Below are 20,545 nucleotides of genomic sequence, written 5' to 3'. Positions count from 1 at the left end.
AGCGATGACGTTGTCATTCCGGTTGCATTGGGGCTGTAAATTTGCGACATCTACCAAGCTGTTTGCGACGGGGTCGTAAAGAAGCTGAAAGGATAGATACGCAAGTATCGCCAACATGGTCGGCGTGATATAAGTTTGCGCCGACACAAAAAGAAAGAGCCGCCCAGATAATAAAACAGGTGGGACGGCAGTACTCTTCTAAAACCAAAGGAGCAAATCACGATGCGCGTGATGAAGTGGAGCATGATCGCACTGGCAGTTGCAGCAGCAGCCAGTACTCAAGTGGCTACGGCCGCACCTTTCGTAAGTGACCAGGCTGAAGCCAAAGGTTTTGTTGAAGACAGCTCGTTGAACTTGCTGGTTCGCAACTACTACTTCAACCGTGACAACAAAGACGGCGCCCGCGACGTCAAAGACTGGACCCAAGGTCTCTGGGGCACCTACAACTCCGGCTACACCCAAGGTACTGTCGGCGTTGGTGTTGATGCATTCGGTTACCTGGCCATCAAACTGGATGGCGGCGATGGCACTTCCGGTTCGGGCAACATGAGCCGTAGCGACACCGTTAACGCCAACGGTGGCCGCAACGTCAACGACAGCCAGGGTAAAGCAGGCGCGGCCATTAAATTCCGCGTTTCCAAAACCGAGCTGAAAATCGGCGACATGTCGCCAAGCACTGCTCCAGTGTTTGCTGTTGGCGGTTCCCGTATCCTTCCTCAAGTTGCCAGCGGTATCCAACTGCAGAGCAGCGAAGTCAAAGACCTTGACCTCGAAGCCGGCCACTTCTACTCGGGTTCCAGCCAGGACAAAAACTCCCGCGATGGCGACCTGTTTGCAAACTATGCTGGCGTGAAAGCCAAAAGCATGGACTACTTCGGTGGCAAGTACGGCATTACCGACAACCTGTCCGCATCGCTGTATGGCGCCCAGCTGGAAGACATCTGGAACCAGTACTACGCCAACGTGAACCTCACCACTCCATTTGGTGGTGACACGTCGCTGAACACTGACTTCAACATCTATCGCACCACCGATACCGGTGATTCGAAAGCTGGTGACATCAGCAACACCGCATTCTCGCTGGCAACTGCTCTCTCGTTCCTGAAAGCGCACACCATCACCCTGGCCTTCCAAAAGGTTAATGGCGATACCCCGTTCGACTACGTCGGTATCGGCAAGAACAACCGCGGTGGCGACTCGATCTTCCTCGCCAACTCCATCCAGTACTCTGACTTCAACGCCCCTGGCGAGAAGTCTGCCCAGATCCGTTACGATCTGAAAATGGCTGAGTACGGCGTTCCAGGTCTGAGCTTCATGACCCGTTACGTGAAAGGTTGGGACATCGACGGTACCAACACCCCAGCAGGCAGCGCTTACACCGGCCTGTACGGTGAAGATGGCAAGCACAACGAAACCAACTTCGAAGCCAAGTACGTTGTTCAGTCTGGCCCGGCAAAAGATCTGTCCGTTCGCTTCCGTCAAGCTTGGCACTTTGCTAACGCCGACGAAGGTGAAGGCGACGTGAAAGAGTTCCGTGTGATCGTCGACTACCCACTGTCGATTTTGTAATCGCATCCAGTTAGTTTGCGGTAACAAATAAAAAAGGCCCATCTTCGGATGGGCCTTTTTGTTGCCTGCGTGTTGCTTACTGCACCGCAGATTCCTGCACCACACGAATCACCCGCTGTGGAAACGGGATATCGATACCGGCCGTTTTCAACCGGTCACGGGACTGTTCGTTAAACATGAACATCACATCCCAATAATCCGCCGTCTTCACCCACACTCGCAGGGAAACAGTGATCGAACTGTCGCCCAGGGTAGAAATGACAGCTTGCGGAGCCGGCTCAGCCAGGATGCGTTCATCCTTGGCCAGGTCCAGCAATACTTCACGGGCTTTCTGCAAGTCCGCTTCGTAATCCACGCCCACATCAAACACAACCTTGCGGGTGGGTTGACGGTTAGTGTTGGTGATAATGCCGTTCGACAAGTTGCCGTTCGGGACGATGATGGTCTTGTTATCGCCAGTGCGCAGTACGGTGTGGAAAATCTGAATGCTGTCGACCGTACCGGCAACACCTTGAGCTTCGATCCAGTCACCAATACGGAACGGACGGAACAACAGAATCAGCACGCCACCGGCGAAGTTCGCCAGGCTGCCCTGCAACGCCAGACCGATGGCCAGACCGGCCGCACCGATTGCAGCAACGAAGGAGGTGGTTTCGACACCAATCATCGACGCCACGCTGACGACCAGCAAGATCTTCAGAATAATGTTCGCCAGGCTGCTGATGAAGCCTTGCAGCGCCAGGTCAGCGTTACGCAACGCGATCAGGCCGCCCAGTTTCTGCGTCACTTTGTTGATCAACCACCAGCCGATGGCCAGGGTGATGATCGCCAGCAGCACCCGGCTGCCGTATTCCATGATCATCGGAATCCAGGCTTGGGACGCCTTGACCAGGTTGTCCACTTCAGCATTCAAGTCCATCTACATTCTCCTGATTTCCGGCCACACGGCACGCGAAAAAAATAAGCGGCAGAAAGGCTGCTCCCGTTCGGGGGCAGCCTTTCTGCCGCTGCTTGGGCCTCGGACGCCGAAAACGCCGAGAGGTTCCCGCCTGAAAAAATCAGTCGCGGAAGTTGTTGAACTGCAACGGCATGTCGAATGTCTTGGCGCGCAGGGCTGCGATGGCTTCCTGCAGATCGTCACGTTTCTTGCCGGTAATGCGCACCTGCTCGCCCTGAATGGCGGCCTGCACCTTGAGCTTGGCGTCCTTGACGTGAGCGACGATTTTCTTCGCCAGCTCTTTGTCGATGCCTTCCTTGAGAACGGCTTCCTGCTTCATCAGCTTGCCCGACGCATAGGCATCCTTGACTTCAAGGCACTGCACGTCGATCTTGCGCTTGACCAGCGCCAGCTTGAGGATCTCAATCATTGCTTCGAGCTGGAAATCGGCTTCAGCGGTCAGGTTGACGGTCAGGTCCTTTTCCTTGAACTCGAAGGTGCCCTTGCCTTTCAGGTCATAACGACGATCGAGTTCCTTGACGGCGTTCTCGACCGCGTTGGTGACTTCGTGTTTGTCCAGTTCGGATACCACGTCGAACGACGGCATGTAATCTCTCCAATAAAGGGCGCGCTCGATCAAGATGGAGCACGCCTGGCTTGCGGTTAAAATCCGCGCTGATTATAACGGGTCTTTCCCATCATTCACTGCGAGCGTCCGATGCGCGCCTCAAACAGAGCAAAAAGCTGATGTCCACCACCTGGCATGTTCTGGGCGCCGGCAGCCTCGGCACTTTATGGGCCACGCGTCTGGCGCGGGCCGGGGTGCCGGTCCGGCTGATCGTGCGGGATGCGCCGCGCTTGCAGGCTTATCAGGCTGCGGGCGGCTTGACGCTGGTGGAGCACGGCGAAGCAACAACGTATGCCATCCCCGGCGAAACTACCGACAGCGATGAGCCGATCAACCGCCTGCTGGTGGCCTGCAAAGCCTACGATGCCGAGCAAGCCGTGGCCCGACTGGCGCCGCGCCTCACGTCCGGCGCCGAATTGATCCTGTTGCAGAACGGCCTTGGCAGTCAGGACGCCGTTGCGGCGCAGGTGCCTCAGGCGCGCTGCATTTTTGCTTCGAGCACCGAAGGCGCGTATCGCGACGGTGACTGGCGCGTGGTATTCGCCGGTCACGGTTACACCTGGCTGGGGGATGCCGGTCATCCCGTGGCGCCGATCTGGCTGGATGACGTGAGCGCCGCCGGGATTCCCCACGAGTGGAGCACCGACATTCTGACCCGGCTTTGGCGGAAACTGGCACTCAACTGCGCGATCAATCCACTGACGGTGTTACACGATTGCCGCAATGGCGGCTTGCAGGACCATCATTGTGAAGTCGCGACCCTCTGCGGCGAACTGACCGAGCTGCTTGAACGCTGTGGCCAACCGGCCGCCGCCGAAAACCTCCAGCCGGAAGTGGAACGGGTGATTCACGCCACTGCAGCCAATTTCTCGTCGATGTATCAGGACGTTGCGAATCAACGCCGTACCGAAATCAGCTACCTGTTGGGCTATGTGTGCAAAGTGGCTTCGCGGCACCAACTGAACCTGCCGCACCTCAATCAGCTTGAATCACGGTTGATCGCCCATCTGCACAGCCTTGGATTGCCCAGCGACTGAGCAGCGGCTACGCTGGCCACTTGTTCCTTTTCAGCGATAAACCTGATGCCATTGCGCCAGCGCCTTGAAAACCTTCCCGTCGGCCAGAAACTGCTGGCCGCCCTGCTGGTGCTGTTGACCACCGTTTTGCTGGTCGCCAACCTGACCTTTATCAGCGCCGCGTACTATATTTCCCAGGAAAGCATGGCGCCCCAGGCCTTGCAGACCATCGGCCGACTGGTATCCAACCCGAGCCTGGTGGCTGAAGCGCTGCAGTCACCACAAAATGCCGAGCGACTGCTCAATGAGCTCAACAGCTATTCACCGCTGCGCGCGGCAGCCCTGTATGACGGCAAGGGCGAAAGGCTGGCGCAGTTGCAACGTGGCGATCATTTGGGCCTGCCAGCGCGTTACCGCCACATCGAATCCTGGCAAGCCACCGAATTTCGCAGCAATCAAGTGATCACCCTGCCCCGCCCCGGCACCGCGCCCGGCCATCTGCTGCTGGTCGCCAGCAGCGAACTGCCGATGGCCTTCTACACCGGGACCCTGACGGCCAGCCTCGGCATTCTGATCTTCAGCGTGCTGTTATGGCTGGTGATCGCCCGGCAGATCAAACGCCTGATTACCCGGCCGATCCATCAACTCGAAGAGCTGTCCCGGCAAGTGACCCGAGAGGAGAACTACGCCCTGCGCGCCTCACGCGGCAACCATGACGAAATCGGCAGCCTGGCCGAGGCGTTCAACACCATGCTCTCGCGCATCGAGGCACGGGAGCAGCAACTCAAACGGGCACGGGACGAATCCCAGGCCGCTTACGATCAGGCCCAGGGCCTGGCCGAAGAAACCCGCCACACCAACCGCAAACTGGAACTTGAAGTCCAGGTGCGCAGCAAGATCGAGAAGAAACTCACCGGGTTCCAGAATTACCTCAACAGCATCATCGACTCCATGCCGTCGGCGCTGATCGCCCTCGACGAGCAGCTCTACGTAACACAGTGGAATCAGGAGGCCAGCGCCCTCTCCGGCACACGCCTGGACGAAGCGCTGAATCAGCCGATCTTTCTCGCCTTCGAACCACTCAAACCGTTTCTGCCGCAGCTCAAGCAAACCGTCGAGCAGCACACGGTGGCGAAGATCGAGCGCGTGACCTGGCTCAAGGACGATGAACCCAAGCATTACGCCCTGACCTTTTACCCACTGATGGGCGGTGCCGGTCGTGGCGTGGTGATCCGCATCGACGACATCACCCAGCGCCTGTCGCTGGAGGAAATGATGGTGCAGTCGGAAAAAATGCTCTCGGTTGGCGGCCTCGCCGCCGGCATGGCCCACGAAATCAACAACCCGCTTGGCGCGATCCTGCACAACGTGCAGAACATTCGTCGACGCCTGTCCCCGGACTTGCCAAAAAACCTCGAACAGGCCGAACAAGTCGGCGTTGAGCTGGATACGGTCAACGAGTACCTGAAAGTACGTGAGGTGCCGCAGCTGCTCGACGGCATTCAACAGGCGGGCGCCCGGGCGGCGAAAATCGTCACCCACATGCTCAGCTTCAGCCGCCGCAGCACCCGGCAAATGGCGCCGTGCGATTTGCCGGCGCTGATCGATCAAGCCGTGGAAATCGCCGGCAACGACTTTGACCTGGCGATTGGCTTTGACTTCAAGGGTCAGGCGATCATTCGTCAGTTCGACCCCGCTCTGGGCCCCGTGCCCGGCACCGCCAACGAACTTGAGCAAGTGCTGCTCAACCTGCTGAAAAACGCCGCGCAAGCCATTCACCAGCGCGAGGACGGCTGCGAGCCGGGACGGATCATCCTGCGGACCAAACTCAATCCACCGTGGGCGGAAATCCAGGTCGAGGACAATGGCATCGGCATGAGCGAGAGCGTGCGCAAACGCACCTTCGAACCCTTCTTCACCACCAAGGAAATCGGTCAGGGCACCGGGCTTGGCTTGTCGGTTTCGTATTTCATCATCACCAACAACCACAAGGGTCAGATGGAAGTGCAATCGACCCTGGGCCAGGGCACGTGTTTCACCTTGCGCCTGCCGTTGACGAGCACCCCGCTCGTTTCTCAAGAACTCAATCAGCTTTCGAGGTAACCATGGGCTTTCGCTTGTCGAAGATCTACACCCGCACCGGCGACAAAGGCGAAACGGGGCTGGGCGACGGCCGCCGCGTGCCCAAGGACCACCCGCGGATCGAAGCCATTGGCGAAGTCGATTCATTGAACAGCCAGGTCGGCGTGCTGTTGGCCGGGCTCGAAGCGGAACTTGGAAAGTTTCCCGGATTAAACGAAGTGATCGAGGTTTTGGCGCCTTGCCAGCATCGGTTGTTCGATCTCGGTGGCGAACTGGCCATGCCGGAATATCAGGCGTTGAAGGCGGCAGAAATCGAACGCCTGGAAGCGGCGATCGATGTGTGGAATGAAGAGCTGGGGCCCCTGGAGAATTTCATTCTGCCGGGCGGTTCGGCACTGATTGCGCAAGCGCATGTGTGCCGAAGCCTGGCGCGCAGTGCCGAGCGCCGGTGTCAGCATTTGAATGCGCTTGAACCGTTGGCCGGGGTTGGCCTGGCGTACATCAATCGGTTGTCGGATCTGTTGTTTGTGGTGGCGCGGGTGATTGCCAGGCGTCAGGGGATTGCGGAGATTTTGTGGCAGCCTGCTGCGAAACCCGGGATTTAAGCGGCACTCTTAAGGACGCCTTCGCGGGCAAGCCTCGCTCCTACTGGAGAATGCATATCCCTGTAGGAGCGAGGCTTGCCCGCGAATAGGCCAGTGGCTACACCAAAGAATCCGGCCAGAACGCCCGAATCCCCGCCACACCCTGGGCGCCTGCCGCCCAAGCCTGATCAACTTGCGCCGGCCCAACACCACCGAGCAAGAACACCGGCTTGCTGAAACCTTCGATCAACGTCGAAGCCTGCTCCCAACCCAGCGGCTGAGCCCCCGGATGCGTCAGGGTCGGCTGCACCGGCGACAGGGTCACAAAGTCCACGCCCATCTGCTCGGCCAGCGCCAGTTCCTCGGCGTTATGGCAGGACGCCGCCAACCAGCGCGTCGCCGGTAGCGGACGACCGGCCGCTGCGTATTTGCGCAGCTGTGCCGAGGTGATGTGCCAACCGGCCGACGGGAAGTCGCCCAACCATTCGAACGGCCCCTTGATCATCAGCTGCGCCTTGCCGGCACACAGCCCGGCCGCGTCCACCGCCAGATCGCGGTATTTCGGGTCGTAGCCGTTGGGCGCCCGTAGCTGGATCAACTTGATGCCATTGGCGATGGCTTTCTGAATACCGCGCAGCAGCGCAGGGGTTTCCAGATCTTCAGGCGTAATCAGGTAAGCCGCAGGCAATCGCGCCGCCGCAACGATTGGCTGGTTGGCGGCCGGAAACTCATAGCCCGGCAGATCACGCGGCGCCACCCATTCCAAAGGCTGGCCTTCGGCACCGTGAGGTTCGCCGGAAAAGTCCGAGACCTCCCAGACATCCAGCAATACTTGTTTGTCCGGGTAGTCATGGCGGACCTTTATCAGCGGTCGCGCGGCATTGACCACAATTCCCAACTCTTCATGAAGCTCACGGGCCAGCGCAGTTTCCACGGATTCGTCGGCCTCGACCTTGCCACCCGGGAATTCCCAAAGACCGCCCTGATGCTGAGTGTCGGCGCGCCGGGCGATAAGGATCTTGCCGCTGCTCTCGCGGATAACCGCGGCGGCTACGTGTACTCGTTTCACTGCCCGACCTCCTCCAGACCCGCCTTTTGCCAGGCCTTGAAGGCTGGCCATTGGTAGATCGTTTCGACGTAGGCCTCGTCCGCCACCGGCAATTTCACCTGGTAGGTGCGAAGGCGCACGGCAATGGGTGCGAAGAAGGCATCGGCCAGGGTCGCGCGGCCAAACAGGTATGGACCGGTTTCGGTCGCGGCTGCGCGGCACTCGGCCCACAACGCCAGCATGCGTTCGATGTCCGCCTGGACGTCAGCCGGGACCGGCGACAAAGGTGCGTCGCGACTCAGGTCAAACGGCATGTTGCCGCGCATGGCGAAGAAGCCGGCGTGCATCTGTGCACAGGCCGAACGTGCCTGGGCGCGGGCCGCGACGTCTTTGGGCCAGAGGCCGGCATCAGGGAATTGTTCGGCCAGGTACTCGGCAATCGCCAGGGAATCGGCGATGGTGCCGTGCTCGGTTTTCAGCAACGGGACTTTGGCGGTCGGCGAATGCTTGAGCAACTGCTCGCGAGTGTCCGGCTGGTTCAGTTTGATCAATTCTTCGGTGTACGGGGCGCCGGCCAGGTCAAGGGCCAGGGCGCCGCGCAGGGACCAGGAGGAATGCAATTTGTCGCCGATGATCAGGTGGAGGCTCATGTTCGGGACCTTTTGATGAGGGGGGACAGGCCAGAATCTTTGGTGTCTGATCGGACCTCTTCGCGGGCAAGCCTCGCTCCTACAGGGATTGCGCGATCCTTGTAGGAGCGAGGCTTGCCCGCGAAAGCGATCTGTCTTACGTACGGTACTCGGCGTTGATCTTCACGTATTCGTGGGACAGGTCCGTGGTCCAGATGGTTTCGCTGCAGTCACCGCGACCCAGTTCGATACGGATGGTGATTTCTTCCTGCTGCATCACCGCTGCGCCCTGGGCTTCGGTGTAGGTCGATGCGCGGGCACCACGGCTGGCGATGCAGACTTCGCCGAGGAACACGTCGATCTTGCTCACGTCCAGGTTTGGTACGCCGGCACGGCCAACGGCAGCCAGGATGCGGCCCCAGTTAGGGTCGGATGCGAACAGCGCGGTCTTGATCAGCGGCGAGTGCGCCACGGTGTAGCCGACGTCCAGGCATTCCTGGTGATTGCCGCCGCCGTTGACTTCAACGGTGACAAACTTGGTCGCGCCTTCGCCGTCACGCACGATGGCCTGGGCCACGTCCATGCACACTTCGAACACAGCCTGTTTCAGCTTGGCGAACAGTTCACCACTGGCGGAGGTGATTTCCGGCAGTGCCGCCTGACCGGTGGCGATCAGCATGCAGCAGTCGTTGGTCGAAGTGTCGCCGTCGATGGTGATGCGGTTGAACGACTTGTTGGCGCCGTCCAGCAACAGGTTTTGCAGCACGTCGCGGGAGACTTTGGCGTCGGTGGCGATGTAGCCGAGCATGGTCGCCATGTTCGGACGGATCATGCCCGCGCCTTTGCTGATGCCGGTAACGGTGATGGTCACGCCGTCATGCTGGAACTGGCGGCTGGCGCCCTTCGGCAGGGTATCGGTGGTCATGATGCCGGTGGCGGCAGCTTCCCAGTTGTTCACCGACAGGTCGTCGAGAGCGGCTTGCAGCGCGCCTTCGATTTTCTCGACCGGCAGCGGTTCGCCGATCACACCGGTGGAGTACGGCAGCACCAGGCTGGCATCGACGCCGGTCAGTTCAGCCAGTTTCGCGCAGGTGCGCTCGGCGGCCGCCAGACCCGGTTCGCCGGTGCCGGCGTTGGCGTTGCCGGTGTTGGTCAGCAGGTAACGCACCGGACCTTGCACACGCTGCTTGGCCAGGATCACCGGAGCGGCGCAAAAGGCGTTCAGGGTGAACACGCCCGCCACGGTGGAGCCTTCGGCGCAGCGCATGACCACGACATCCTTGCGTCCAGGACGCTTGATGCCGGCCGAGGCGATACCGAGTTCAAAACCGGCAACCGGGTGCAACGTTGGCAAAGGACCAAGACCAACAGCCATGAATGCGCTCCTTAATAAATGATGTCTGCACCGTTTTCAGGAAGAACGGTGGTGTAAATGGCAAAACGCCGCGACGGCTGATGCCGGTCGCGGCGCGGGTATTTCAGCGTATGAAACGGGTTTTACTGGATCTGCCCGTGGCAATGCTTGAACTTCTTGCCCGAACCGCAGTAGCACAGTTCGTTACGGCCCAGCTTCTGTTCGTTGCGAACCGGTGCGGTGGCGAGGGCTACATCGAGCTCTTCACCCAGCTGTTCCGGTTGATCGAGACCAGGCGCTTCAGCGTGCTCGAACTGCATGCGCGCCGCCAGTGCTTCGGCTTCCTGGCGCAGGCGTTGCTCTTCTTCGATCGGATCTTCGCGGCGAACCTGAACGTGCGACAACACACGGATCGAGTCGCGCTTGATCGAATCCAGCAGCTCGGAGAACAGCGTGAACGACTCGCGCTTGTACTCTTGCTTCGGGTTCTTCTGCGCATAGCCACGCAAGTGGATGCCGTGACGCAGGTGGTCCATGGTCGACAGGTGGTCTTTCCACAGGTCGTCCAGCACGCGCAGAACGATTTGCTTCTCGAAGGTGCGCAGCGCGTCGGCGCCCGCCTGGTCTTCTTTCTCGTTGTACGCCGCGATGAGCTCCTGCATCAGCTTCTCGCGCAGGGTTTCTTCGTACAGGTGATCGTCTTCGTCGAGCCATTGCTGGATCGGCAGCGCCACACCGAAGTCGCTCTGCAACGCCGCTTCCAGACCCGCCACGTCCCACTGCTCAGGCAGCGATTGCGGAGGAATGTGGGCGCTGACAGTCGCGTTGAGTACGTCCTGACGGAAGTCGGCGATGGTTTCACCGATGTTGTCGGCGGCCAGCAACGTGTTGCGCATGTGATAGATCACTTTACGCTGTTCGTTGTTGACGTCATCGAACTCGAGCAGTTGTTTACGAATGTCGAAGTTGCGGCCTTCAACCTTGCGCTGAGCCTTCTCGATGGCGTTGGTCACCATGCGGTGCTCGATCGCTTCACCGGACTGCATGCCCAATGCTTTCATGAAGTTCTTCACCCGGTCAGAGGCGAAGATGCGCATCAGGCTGTCTTCCAGCGACAGGTAGAAACGGCTGGAACCGGCGTCACCCTGACGACCGGCACGACCACGCAACTGGTTGTCGATACGGCGCGATTCGTGACGTTCGGACGCAATCACCTGCAAGCCACCCGACTCCAGCACTTGCTGGTGACGCTTCTGCCAGTCGGCCTTGATCTGGGCAATCTGCTCCGGCGTCGGGTCTTCCAGAGACGCGACTTCCACTTCCCAGTTGCCGCCCAACAGAATGTCGGTACCACGACCGGCCATGTTGGTAGCGATGGTCAGTGCGCCTGGACGACCGGCCTGGGCAATGATTTCGGCTTCTTTTTCGTGGAACTTGGCGTTCAGGACCTTGTGTTCGATGCCTTCCTTCTGCAGCAACGCAGACATGTGCTCGGAAGTTTCGATGGTTGCAGTACCCACCAGCACCGGACGGCCGTGAGTCATGCATTCCTTGATGTCGTTGATGATCGCCGCGTATTTCTCTTCAGCGGTCAGGAACACCAGGTCGTTGTAGTCTTTACGCGCCAAAGGCTTGTTCGGCGGGATCACCATGACCTGCAGGCCGTAGATCTGGTGGAATTCGAACGCTTCGGTGTCTGCGGTACCGGTCATGCCGGACAACTTGTTGTACAGACGGAAGTAGTTCTGGAACGTGGTCGACGCCAATGTCTGGCTTTCGGCCTGGATGTTCAGGTTTTCCTTGGCTTCGATAGCCTGGTGCAGGCCTTCGGACAAACGGCGACCCGGCATGGTACGACCGGTGTGTTCGTCGACCAGGACAACCTGACCGTCCTGCACGATGTATTCAACGTTGCGGTTGAACAGCTTGTGCGCACGCAGGCCGGCATAGACGTGGGTCAGCAGGCCCAGGTTATGCGCCGAATACAGGCTCTCGCCTTCAGCCAGCAGGCCGACGCGGGTCAGCATGTCTTCGATGAACTGGTGACCGGCTTCGTTGAGTTCGACCTGACGGGTCTTCTCGTCGACGGTGTAATGGCCGGCCTTGGTGACTTCGCCTTCGACTTCTTCGACGTGCAATTGCAGCTGCGGGATCAGTTTGTTGATCTCGATGTACAGCTTCGAGCTGTCCTCGGCCTGACCGGAAATGATCAGCGGGGTACGGGCTTCGTCGATGAGGATGGAGTCGACTTCGTCGATCACGGCAAAGTTGAGTTCGCGCTGGAATTTTTCTTCCATGCTGAACGCCATGTTGTCGCGCAGGTAGTCGAAACCGAATTCGTTGTTGGTGCCGTAGGTGATGTCGGCGGCGTAGGCCTGACGTTTCTCTTCCGGCGGCTGGAAAGGTGTAACCACACCGACCGTCATGCCGAGGAATTCGTAGAGCGGACGCATCCAGTTGGCGTCACGGCGGGCCAGATAGTCGTTCACGGTAACAACGTGCACGCCTTTGCCGGACAGCGCGTTGAGGTAAACGCCCAGTGTAGCCACCAGGGTCTTGCCTTCACCGGTACGCATTTCCGCGATCATGCCTTCATGCAAGGTCATGCCGCCGATCAGCTGGACATCGAAGTGGCGCATACCCATGACGCGCTTGCCGGCTTCGCGGGCGACCGCAAAGGCTTCTGGCAGCAGCTTGTCGAGGGTTTCCCCTTTGGCGATGCGGGCCTTGAACTCATCCGTCTTGGCACGCAATTGATCGTCCGAAAGGGCCACCATTTGCTCTTCGAAGGCATTGACGAGTTGCACCGTCTTGAGCATGCGTTTGACTTCACGCTCGTTCTTGCTTCCAAAAAGTTTCTTTAACAAAGGCGCAAACATATCGGCAGGATCTTCCACACTAAAGGGATGGAGGGCGGCCCCGTGAGTCGCCCGTGCAGCCCTCATGGCCGCATGCGAACGAGCATTCTACCCGGAAACGATGGTGAGGAAAGTGGCGTTGTTCCACGATGCATGCACTGCGCTGTTACGGGGCTCACTTAAAATAAGGGCTTTTTGCTGAACTTCAAGCCACTGACGGCAGAAGTTACTTGTTGATTTAATGGGTAAAGCGCGCGCAAAGCAATGGGTCGGGTGCAACCAGTGCTTTCTGCTACCATAGCGGCTCTGTTACTTCAGGTGTCTGATCATGGCATTTCGCCCTCTTACGGCCAGAGCACCCGCCGTTCTGCTTCGCGAAGCCAAACCGCTGAAAGCCATTTTTGGCCATGCTCAACGCCTGGGTCATTTACAACGCCTGCTCGAAAGCCAATTGCAGCCCGCTGCGCGCGAGCATTGCCATGTGGCGTCGTGGCGCGAAGGCAGCTTGTTGCTGATTGTCACCGACGGACATTGGGCAACGCGTCTGCGCTATCAACAGAAGCGTCTGCAACGGCAGTTGCAGATGTTTGATGAGTTCGCCAGCCTGACGCGGATTCTGTTCAAGGTGCAGCCACCGACCGTTCAGCAAGGCGCGGCCGGGCATACCATCAGTTTGTCGACGGATGCGGGGGCGACCATACAAGCGACGGCTGAGGGGATCAGTGATCCGAACCTGCGGGCGGCGCTGGAGCGATTGGCGGCTCACGCCAAACCAAAAGACTGACACGGCCCCTGTAGGAGCGAGGCTTGCCCGCGAAGCTTTTGGCGCCCTCAAGGGCCTCTTCGCGGGCAAGCCTCGCTCCTACAAGGTCCAGGTGATTGCTAGCGGCGTTTGCTGCCGCCGAGCAACGACCCCATCAACCCGCGCACCAGTTGCCGGCCAAGCTGATTGGCCGCCTGTCGCATCGCCGACTTCAGCGCCTGCCCTGCCGCCGTGCCGAGGAACTCCCCGGCCTTGTCGGTGAAGCTCGGTTCTTCTGGCGCAGGTTTGTCCGGTGCCGCTTCGGGTTCCGGCCCTAGGCCTTTGCGTCCCATCAGCACTTCATAGGCCGACTCGCGATCCACCGGTTTGTCGTACCGCCCTTTGAACGGTGAGCCGGCGATCAGCAGCGTGCGCTCGGCTTCGCTCAGCGGCCCGATCCGTGATTGCGGCGGTGCCACCAGGACCCGCTGGACCATCTCTGGCGTGCCCTTGTCCTGCAACGTGCCGACCAGCGCCTCGCCGATCCCCAGTTCAGTCAACACCGACAAGGCGTCGAACGCCGGGTTCGGCCGGAAGCCCTCGGCCACGGCCCGAAGGGATTTTTGTTCCTTGGCGGTGAACGCACGCAAACCATGCTGGATACGCAGGCCGAGCTGCGCCAGCACGTCATCCGGCAAGTCGCCCGGCGATTGGGTGACGAAATACACGCCCACGCCTTTCGAGCGAATCAGCCGCACCACTTGCTCCAGACGCTCCTGCAACGCCTTGGGCGTATCGGCAAACAATAAATGTGCTTCGTCGAAAAACAGCGCCAGCAGCGGTTTGTCGGCATCGCCGCGCTCCGGCAGTTGCTCGAACAGTTCAGCCAGCAGCCACAACAGGAACGTCGCGTAGACCTTCGGCGCTTCGTGCACCAGACGACTGGCATCCAGCAAGTGAATGCGCCCGCGCCCCTCGGCGGTCGGTTGCAGAATGTCTTCGAGTTGCAGCGCCGGCTCGCCGAACAAGGCTTCAGCACCTTGTTGCTCCAGGGTCGCCAATCGGCGCAACAAGGCCTGGCTGGAACCGGTGGTCATCAACGCGGCGTCGTCGCCCAGCAATTCGGGGTGGTCGCGCAGGTGATTGAGCAGTGCCTTCAGGTCCTTCAAGTCCAGCAACAACAGACCTTCGCGGTCCGCCACCTTGAACGCGGCGTACAGCGCCGATTGCTGGCTGTCGGTCAACTCCAGCAGGGCGCCAATCAACAGCGGGCCCATTTCGCTCAAGGTGGTGCGCAAAGGATGACCGGACTGGCCGTGAATGTCCCACAAAGTGACCGGGTACGCCTGCGGCGTGTGATTCAGCCAGGGCATCCCGGCGATTCGCTCGGCGATCTTGCCCTGCGGGTTGCCGGCGGCACCGAGGCCGCACAGGTCACCTTTGATGTCCGCCGCGAACACCGCCACGCCGGCATCGCTGAACGCTTCGGCCAGTCGTTGCAAGGTGACGGTCTTGCCGGTCCCGGTAGCGCCCGCGACCAGACCGTGACGGTTCGCCAGGCGCATGGCCTGGGCGATCGGTTGCCCCGCGAGATCGGCACCGATAACGAGTTGCGATGAATCAGGCATTTGGTCACCCATGGTTAATCTTTAATTCTGCACGGCCGATATAAAAGACTGAAAAGCTTCGGTAATCCCCCCAAGGAGAGGACGGAAATATCAGCTTGTTTTCATGACCGCCCACTGCGCGCTTCCTTATAAAAGCACGCCTTGGGCATTAAGACCTTAGCGGAACCCCAAGCCATGAACAAAAATCTGCGCTTCAGCCATAAAATCCTGCTTGCCGCCGCCCTCATCGTCATTGCCGCGTTCGCCTCGTTCACCCTGTACAACGACTATCTACAGCGCAACGCCATTCGCGAGGACCTGGACAAGAATCTGCAAAAAATGGGCAGCGTGACTGCCAACAATATCCAGACATGGCTGACCGGACGCAGTCTGCTGATCGAAAACCTCGCACAAAACGCCGCGCTGAACCCGGACATCGGCAACGTCGCCAAGCTGCTGGAGCAGAAGGCGGTGACGTCGACCTTCATGGGTGCTTACATTGGCAACAAGGATGGCACCTTCATCATCCGCCCGGACAGCAAAATGCCGGATGGCTATGACCCGCGCGCCCGTCCTTGGTACAAAAGCGCCCAAAGCACCAGTGGCTCGGCGCTGACCGAACCCTACATCGATCTGGCCTCTGGCCAACTGGTCATCTCCATCGTCAACAGTGTGCTCAAGGACGGCCAGAACATCGGTGTGGTCGGTGGTGACCTGAGCCTGCAAGTAATCGCCGACAGCCTGAATGCGCTGGACTTCGATGGCATGGGTTATGCGTTCCTGGTCAGCGCCGATGGCAAGATCCTGGTGCACCCGGACAAAGCGCTGGTGATGAAATCCCTGGCTGAGTCGTACCCGAAAAATACACCGCGCATCAGCAGCGATTTCAGTGAAGTGGAAGTCGATGGCAAAACCCGCATCGTCACTTTCACCCCGATCAAAGGCCTGTCTTCCGTCAACTGGTACATCGGTCTGTCGGTGGATAAGGACAAAGCCTTCGCGAAACTCAGCGATTTCCGCGCCTCGGCGGTCGTTGCGACCGTCATCGCAGTTGCGATCATCATTGCCTTGCTGGGCATGCTGATCCGCATCCTGATCCAGCCGCTGCACGTCATGACCCGCGCCATGGCCGACATTGCCGACGGCGAGGGCGACCTGACCAAACGCCTCACTATCCAGAACAACGATGAATTCGGCCTCCTGGGCACCGCGTTCAACCGTTTCGTGGAGCGCATTCACGGTTCGATCCGCGAAGTGTCTTCGGCCACCGGCCAGGTCAACGAAGTGGCGCTGCGTGTAGTCGCGGCTTCCAACTCGTCGATGTACAACTCCGACCAGCAAGCTTCGCGCACCAGCAGCGTCGCCGCCGCGATCAATCAGCTCGGTGCCGCGGCCCAGGAAATCGCGCGCAACGCCGCCCAGGCGTCGAGCCAGGCCAGCGATGCCCGAAACCTCGCCGAAGACGGCCAGCAGGTGGTGGATCGCAGCATTGTCGCGATGAACCAACTGTCGAGCATGCTCAGCGCTTCGAGCACCAACATCGAATCGCTGAACAGCAAAACCGTGAACATCGGGCAGATTCTCGAAGTGATCACCAGCATTTCCCAGCAAACCAACCTGCTGGCGCTGAACGCCGCGATCGAAGCGGCCCGTGCCGGTGAAGCCGGGCGTGGTTTTGCCGTGGTGGCCGATGAAGTGCGCAACCTGGCACACCGCACGCAGGAATCGGCGCAGCAGGTGCAGACCATGATCGAGGAGCTGCAAATCGGCGCCCGCGAATCCGTCAGCACCATGAGCGACAGCCAGCGCCACAGTCAGGACAGCGTGGAAATCGCCAACCTGGCGGGCGAACGCCTGAACAGCGTGACGTTGCGCATTGGTGAGATCGACGGGATGAACCAGTCCGTGGCGACGGCGACCGAGGAACAGACGGCGGTGGTGGAGTCGATCAACGTCGACATTACCGAGATCAATACGCTGAACCAGGAAGGGGTGGAAAACCTGCAATCGACGTTGCGGGCGTGTTCGGACCTGGAGCAGCAGGCGGCGCGTCTCAAGCAGTTGGTCGGTAGTTTCCGGATCTGATGCGCTTCTGAGGGCCCCTTCGCGGGCAAGCCTCGCTCCTACAAGGTTTTACGTGAACCTGTAGGAGCGAGCGGTGCGGCGATCCGACTTGCCCGCGAAGACGGTCTGTAACACACCACAAAACCCCAGCCGAACATCTATTCTTCATAAAGGTCAACCAAGGGAGTACAACGGACCGGAGGGATGTTCATCGTGCACATCGCGGACATAACCATGTTCTACGCCCCTGCCAGCGGTGGCGTGCGCACGTATCTGGATGCAAAACACCGTCGTCTGGGCGTCAAGCCCGGCATTCGCCACAGCCTGCTGATCCCCGGTTCACACTTGAGCGAACAGGACGGCGTTTACACGGTTCCGGCCCCTGCCCTGCCCTTCGGCAAGGGTTATCGTTTCCCTCTCCGTCTCGCCCCTTGGCGAAATGTCCTTCAAGATTTGCAGCCCGATCTGATCGAGGTCGGCGACCCGTACCTCACAGCCTGGGCGGCGCTCGATGCCCGCCGCCAGCTCGACGTGCCAGTGATCGGCTTCTATCACTCGGACTTGCCGCTGCTGGTCAGCAATCGCATGGGCAATTGGGTCACAACCAACGTCGAAGCGTATGTCAAAAAGCTCTACGGCAACTTCGACCGGGTCTTGGCGCCGAGCCGGATCATGGCCGACAAACTGACCAGCCTGGGCGTGAACAACGTTTTCGTCCAAACCCTGGGCGTCGACCTGCAAACCTTTCATCCCGATGCCCGGGATCCAGGCCTGCGCACGCAACTGGGCATCAATGAAAATACACACCTGCTGATTTTTGCCGGGCGAGGCTCCAAGGAAAAAAACCTGCCGGTGTTGCTGGAATGCATGCGGCGCCTGGGACGGCGTTATCACCTGTTGCTGGTGGGGTCGTCGATGCCGGCCGTGGTCCCGGACAACGTCACCGTCATCCATGAGTTCTGCCCCGTCACGCAGGTGGCGAAGTTGATGGCCAGCGCCGATGCGCTGCTGCATGCCGGTGACCAGGAAACGTTTGGCCTGGTGATCCTCGAAGCCATGGCCAGCGGCATTCCGGTAGTAGCTGTGGCGGCGGGAGCCTTTGAAGAAATCATCAGCGCAGAATGCGGGCTGCTGTGCGCGCCGAACGACCCGGTGGCGATGGCCAATGCGGTGCGGGAGCTGTTCAGTTCAGGCAGTGCCGCGCTCGGCCAACAAGCGCGCCTCCATGTCGAACGGCATTATTCGTGGGACGCGGTAGTCGACAGCCTGCTGGGCCACTATCACGCCGTCCTCGGCAATCAATGGCCGCTGGCCGCCAATGGTTGAGCCCATGAGCGCGCCCTGCCTGTTACTCGTACTGCATGACGTCGCGCCGCACACCTGGGCCGATTACCAACCTTTTGTCGAAGCCGTCGACGCCTTGGGTGAAGTGCCGATGACCTGGCTGGTGGTGCCGGATTACCACAGACACAACGATCTGGAGGCACACTCCGGGTTGCGCCGCCTGCTGACCGGTCGTGTCGCTCGAGGTGACGAACTGGCGCTGCACGGCTATTTTCATTGTGATGACGAGCCGCCGCCCAACACGCCACGAGACTGGTTCATGCGCCGCATTTATACCCGTGAAGGCGAGTTCTACACGCTGTCGCAGGACGCGGCCCTCGCGCGTCTGCGCGCAGGTATCGAGCTGTTTCATCGCTATCACTGGCCGCTCGAAGGGTTCGTCGCTCCGGCCTGGTTGATGAGCGAAGGTACGCGCCAGGCCTTGCGCCAGTTACCCCTGAGTTACACCAGCGATCCACAGCATCTGTTTCGTCTGCCGGATTTCACCCCGGTCGATGCGCCAGGACTGGTCTGGAGTGCGCGCAGCGCATGGCGGCGAGGTTTGTCGAAGCTCGTCAGCGATCAGCGCGAGCAACGCTTGCGCCAGGCGCCGGTGATTCGTCTGGGCCTGCACCCGGTGGACATGCGTCATCGGTTCGCGCGCGATTACTGGCTGCACACCCTCAAGCGATTACTCGACCAAGGCCGCCTGCCGATGACCAAGGCTCGTTGGCTGGCGCTGCACAGCGACCGTGTCGGTCGCGCCGCATGAGCCGGGGGATTCTGCTGTTTATCGCGCTGCTCGCGGCGGTGCTGATTCCGCTGCTGCTGGGTGGCAACCAGACCTGGTCGCGATTGCAAAGCTTTCCACTGAGCTGGTTGCTGATCATGTTCGGCATGATCCTGCTGTGCTGGGTGGTAAACACGATGCGCTTGCGCCTGTTGCTGGGTGATGAGCGCGACAAGGTCAGCCCGGTCAAAAGCCTCGGCGTGGTGATGGCTGCCGAGTTCGCCTACTGCGCCACACCGGGCGGCAGCGGCGGACCGCTGACCATCATGGCGCTGCTGGCCCGCAACGGGGTGCGCCCGGCACGGGGCAGTGCGGTTTTCGCCATGGACCAACTCAGCGATCTGCTGTTCTTTCTCTGTGCGTTAAGCGGGATTCTGATTTATGCGCTGTTCCAGCACCTCAGCGAACGCATGGAGTGGCTGCTGACCGTCAGTGCGATATCGATGTTCGGCGGGCTGCTCAGTTGTGTGGTGATCGCGCGCTACCATCGGCTGCTGATTCGCCTGAGCGGGCGGCTGCTCGCACGCCTCAATGTCAAAGGCACCACGCGCCTGCGCTGGGCGCGAAAACTCCTGCACTTTCTTGCTGCGTTCACTGACACGCTGAAGTTGCCCTTTCGGACTTTGATCAAGGTGTTTGCCCTGACCTGTGTGCATTGGGTGCTGCGCTATAGCGTGTTGTACCTGGCGTTGCGCGGGCTCGGCGCGGATTTGCAATGGGCCTGGAGTTTTTTGATTCAGATGCTTTCGCTGAGTGCGGGGCAGTTCAGCCTGTTGCCGGGGGGTGCCGGGGCGGCGGAATTGACCTCGGCTGCATTGCTGGCGCCCATGGTGGGGAAATCTACTGCGGCGGCGGCGATTTTGATTTGGCGGGCGGTGACTTATTACTTTTATCTGGTGGTGGGGGGGCCGGTGTTTTTGTTGATGGTTGGGCGGCCGTTGTTGAAGAAGTTGATGAGGTTTAGGCAGGCTTAGGGCTTTTTTGATGGTGTACATATCCGTTTTTTGGTTATGGCGGCTATTGGTTTCGCCCTTACGGCGAGTCACTTTGGAAAAGCCCCAAAGTAACCAAAGGGCTCTTGCCCCTTTCGTTCGGTGCCTCGCCTAGGCTCGGCATACCCTCGCTCCGGTCCTGCTCCGTGGGCCCGCCGCCATCGGCCATCCATGGCCGGGGGCGGCTAACCCGGCATCCATGCCGGGTTGCCCACTGCGCAGAACCTCCACTCGGCCTCTCGAGGGGGCGACTACCGCCACAGCCGCCGAGGCGGCCTGAAAGCCGACCTGGCTCTTCAGCTGTCCGCGTTGTCCTTCTTTG

The 20,545-nt window shown here is 60.0% G+C and carries 16 protein-coding genes; 9 read left to right on the top strand and 7 right to left on the bottom strand.

Features of this window, described 5'->3' with window-relative positions:
• Window positions 1–222 precede the first annotated feature (222 nt).
• A complete protein-coding gene (locus KGA82_RS18475) occupies window positions 223–1,569 on the top strand; it encodes an OprD family porin (RefSeq protein ID WP_223451735.1) in 1,347 nt (448 codons plus the stop codon).
• 76 nt (window positions 1,570–1,645) lie between these two features.
• On the opposite strand, the gene KGA82_RS18470 is transcribed toward KGA82_RS18475, so the two are convergent.
• Both KGA82_RS18470 and KGA82_RS18465 read right to left on the bottom strand, forming a co-directional pair.
• A complete protein-coding gene (locus KGA82_RS18470; protein WP_223451734.1) occupies window positions 1,646–2,488 on the bottom strand; it encodes a mechanosensitive ion channel family protein in 843 nt (280 codons plus the stop codon).
• A gap of 139 nt (window positions 2,489–2,627) precedes the next feature.
• Window positions 2,628–3,113, bottom strand: a complete 486-nt coding sequence (locus KGA82_RS18465) for a YajQ family cyclic di-GMP-binding protein (RefSeq protein ID WP_007906601.1) — start codon at window positions 3,111–3,113, stop codon at window positions 2,628–2,630.
• A gap of 140 nt (window positions 3,114–3,253) precedes the next feature.
• Between KGA82_RS18465 and KGA82_RS18460 the strand changes: the two genes are divergently transcribed.
• The 3 genes from KGA82_RS18460 to KGA82_RS18450 are packed head-to-tail and all read left to right on the top strand — an operon-like array spanning window position 3,254 to window position 6,837.
• Window positions 3,254–4,171 (top strand): putative 2-dehydropantoate 2-reductase, encoded by a 918-nt coding sequence (locus KGA82_RS18460; RefSeq protein WP_207285462.1) that lies wholly within the window; start codon window positions 3,254–3,256, stop codon window positions 4,169–4,171.
• Between the two features lie 45 nt (window positions 4,172–4,216).
• Entirely contained in the window at window positions 4,217–6,253 is a 2,037-nt protein-coding gene (locus tag KGA82_RS18455; protein ID WP_008043327.1) for an ATP-binding protein, read from the top strand.
• Window positions 6,254–6,255: 2 nt separating this feature from the next.
• Window positions 6,256–6,837 carry a cob(I)yrinic acid a,c-diamide adenosyltransferase gene (locus KGA82_RS18450; protein ID WP_223451733.1) on the top strand — a complete coding sequence of 194 codons (582 nt, stop codon included), beginning with the start codon at window positions 6,256–6,258 and terminating at the stop codon, window positions 6,835–6,837.
• A gap of 97 nt (window positions 6,838–6,934) precedes the next feature.
• Here the strand turns inward: KGA82_RS18450 and KGA82_RS18445 are convergent, their stop codons facing one another.
• The 4 genes from KGA82_RS18445 to secA form a co-directional block, all read right to left on the bottom strand.
• Window positions 6,935–7,885 carry a Nudix family hydrolase gene (locus tag KGA82_RS18445; RefSeq protein ID WP_223451729.1) on the bottom strand — a complete coding sequence of 317 codons (951 nt, stop codon included), beginning with the start codon at window positions 7,883–7,885 and terminating at the stop codon, window positions 6,935–6,937.
• Window positions 7,882–8,514: a glutathione S-transferase family protein gene (locus KGA82_RS18440; RefSeq protein WP_192417097.1), complete on the bottom strand. Its 633-nt coding sequence runs from the start codon at window positions 8,512–8,514 to the stop codon at window positions 7,882–7,884. The genes KGA82_RS18445 and KGA82_RS18440 overlap by 4 nt, the downstream gene beginning before the upstream one ends.
• Before the next feature lie 136 nt (window positions 8,515–8,650).
• Window positions 8,651–9,868 carry a bifunctional glutamate N-acetyltransferase/amino-acid acetyltransferase ArgJ gene (gene argJ / locus KGA82_RS18435; RefSeq protein ID WP_008029257.1) on the bottom strand — a complete coding sequence of 406 codons (1,218 nt, stop codon included), beginning with the start codon at window positions 9,866–9,868 and terminating at the stop codon, window positions 8,651–8,653.
• A 122-nt stretch (window positions 9,869–9,990) separates the two neighbouring features.
• Complete coding sequence (gene secA / locus KGA82_RS18430; RefSeq protein ID WP_032832795.1) at window positions 9,991–12,726, bottom strand: preprotein translocase subunit SecA; 2,736 nt, start codon at window positions 12,724–12,726, stop codon at window positions 9,991–9,993.
• A gap of 307 nt (window positions 12,727–13,033) precedes the next feature.
• Here secA and KGA82_RS18425 point away from each other — a divergent pair, with 307 nt between their 5' ends.
• Entirely contained in the window at window positions 13,034–13,489 is a 456-nt protein-coding gene (locus KGA82_RS18425) for a DUF721 domain-containing protein (protein WP_008029261.1), read from the top strand.
• A gap of 98 nt (window positions 13,490–13,587) precedes the next feature.
• Here the strand turns inward: KGA82_RS18425 and KGA82_RS18420 are convergent, their stop codons facing one another.
• Window positions 13,588–15,075: a helicase HerA-like domain-containing protein gene (locus KGA82_RS18420; RefSeq protein WP_223451728.1), complete on the bottom strand. Its 1,488-nt coding sequence runs from the start codon at window positions 15,073–15,075 to the stop codon at window positions 13,588–13,590.
• 174 nt (window positions 15,076–15,249) lie between these two features.
• On the opposite strand from KGA82_RS18420, the gene KGA82_RS18415 reads away from it, so the two are divergent.
• The 4 genes from KGA82_RS18415 to KGA82_RS18400 all read left to right on the top strand — a co-directional run bounded on the left by KGA82_RS18415 (window position 15,250) and on the right by KGA82_RS18400 (window position 20,205).
• Complete coding sequence (locus tag KGA82_RS18415) at window positions 15,250–17,139, top strand: methyl-accepting chemotaxis protein (RefSeq protein WP_192230039.1); 1,890 nt, start codon at window positions 15,250–15,252, stop codon at window positions 17,137–17,139.
• Between the two features lie 183 nt (window positions 17,140–17,322).
• A complete protein-coding gene (locus KGA82_RS18410) occupies window positions 17,323–18,444 on the top strand; it encodes a glycosyltransferase family 4 protein (protein ID WP_223451727.1) in 1,122 nt (373 codons plus the stop codon).
• Window positions 18,437–19,213, top strand: a complete 777-nt coding sequence (locus KGA82_RS18405) for a DUF2334 domain-containing protein (protein ID WP_223451726.1) — start codon at window positions 18,437–18,439, stop codon at window positions 19,211–19,213. The genes KGA82_RS18410 and KGA82_RS18405 overlap by 8 nt, the downstream gene beginning before the upstream one ends.
• The gene (locus KGA82_RS18400) at window positions 19,210–20,205 is read left to right on the top strand and encodes a YbhN family protein (protein ID WP_223451724.1); all 996 of its coding nucleotides are present in this window, start codon (window positions 19,210–19,212) and stop codon (window positions 20,203–20,205) included. Before KGA82_RS18405 ends, KGA82_RS18400 begins: the two co-directional genes overlap by 4 nt.
• Window positions 20,206–20,545 lie beyond the last annotated feature (340 nt).

It is taken from the genome of Pseudomonas sp. BF-RE-22 (genome assembly GCF_019956155.1).
Taxonomy (GTDB): domain Bacteria; phylum Pseudomonadota; class Gammaproteobacteria; order Pseudomonadales; family Pseudomonadaceae; genus Aquipseudomonas; species Aquipseudomonas migulae.
This window is presented reverse-complemented; position numbering and strand designations above follow the sequence as displayed.

Bases quoted from the DNA above. Each gene is read 5' to 3' on its own strand.
- KGA82_RS18455 (WP_008043327.1), top strand. From the start codon at position 4,217: ATGCCATTGCGCCAGCGCCTTGAAAACCTTCCCGTCGGCCAGAAACTG.
- KGA82_RS18440 (WP_192417097.1), bottom strand. From the start codon at position 8,514: ATGAGCCTCCACCTGATCATCGGCGACAAATTGCATTCCTCCTGGTCC.
- KGA82_RS18465 (WP_007906601.1), bottom strand. From the start codon at position 3,113: ATGCCGTCGTTCGACGTGGTATCCGAACTGGACAAACACGAAGTCACC.
- argJ (WP_008029257.1), bottom strand. From the start codon at position 9,868: ATGGCTGTTGGTCTTGGTCCTTTGCCAACGTTGCACCCGGTTGCCGGT.
- KGA82_RS18405 (WP_223451726.1), top strand. From the start codon at position 18,437: ATGGTTGAGCCCATGAGCGCGCCCTGCCTGTTACTCGTACTGCATGAC.
- KGA82_RS18400 (WP_223451724.1), top strand. From the start codon at position 19,210: ATGAGCCGGGGGATTCTGCTGTTTATCGCGCTGCTCGCGGCGGTGCTG.
- KGA82_RS18410 (WP_223451727.1), top strand. From the start codon at position 17,323: ATGTTCATCGTGCACATCGCGGACATAACCATGTTCTACGCCCCTGCC.
- KGA82_RS18420 (WP_223451728.1), bottom strand. From the start codon at position 15,075: ATGCCTGATTCATCGCAACTCGTTATCGGTGCCGATCTCGCGGGGCAA.
- KGA82_RS18475 (WP_223451735.1), top strand. From the start codon at position 223: ATGCGCGTGATGAAGTGGAGCATGATCGCACTGGCAGTTGCAGCAGCA.
- KGA82_RS18470 (WP_223451734.1), bottom strand. From the start codon at position 2,488: ATGGACTTGAATGCTGAAGTGGACAACCTGGTCAAGGCGTCCCAAGCC.
- KGA82_RS18415 (WP_192230039.1), top strand. From the start codon at position 15,250: ATGAACAAAAATCTGCGCTTCAGCCATAAAATCCTGCTTGCCGCCGCC.
- KGA82_RS18450 (WP_223451733.1), top strand. From the start codon at position 6,256: ATGGGCTTTCGCTTGTCGAAGATCTACACCCGCACCGGCGACAAAGGC.
- KGA82_RS18460 (WP_207285462.1), top strand. From the start codon at position 3,254: ATGTCCACCACCTGGCATGTTCTGGGCGCCGGCAGCCTCGGCACTTTA.
- KGA82_RS18425 (WP_008029261.1), top strand. From the start codon at position 13,034: ATGGCATTTCGCCCTCTTACGGCCAGAGCACCCGCCGTTCTGCTTCGC.
- secA (WP_032832795.1), bottom strand. From the start codon at position 12,726: ATGTTTGCGCCTTTGTTAAAGAAACTTTTTGGAAGCAAGAACGAGCGT.